The sequence below is a fragment of the Pseudomonas sp. SIMBA_067 genome (assembly GCF_046534675.1).
Taxonomy (GTDB): Bacteria; Pseudomonadota; Gammaproteobacteria; order Pseudomonadales; family Pseudomonadaceae; genus Aquipseudomonas; species Aquipseudomonas putida.
Map to the genome: position 1 here is coordinate 1 of NZ_JAWRYH010000484.1, position 269 is coordinate 269.

The window sequence follows — 269 nt, forward strand, 5'->3', positions numbered from 1 at the left end:
CTGCAACAGGTGACGGATTATTATCTGACTAAAGAGAAAGATAATGTCCAGTCGGTGTTTACCGTTGGCGGCTTTGGCTTCAGCGGTCAGGGGCAAAACAACGGCCTGGCGTTTATCAGTCTCAAGCCGTGGTCTGAACGTGTCGGTGAGGAAAACTCGGTTACCGCGATCATTCAGCGGGCAATGATTGCGTTAAGCAGTATCAATAAAGCCGTCGTCTTCCCGTTCAACTTACCCGCGGTGGCTGAACTGGGTACCGCGTCAGGTTT

At 51.7% G+C, this 269-nt stretch carries 1 protein-coding gene; it reads left to right on the plus strand.

The window, feature by feature from the left end; translation table 11 throughout:
- Positions 1-269, plus strand: a 269-nt coding sequence (locus tag SB765_RS29995; RefSeq protein ID WP_410932542.1) for an efflux RND transporter permease subunit, incomplete at both ends; no start/stop codon positions are given.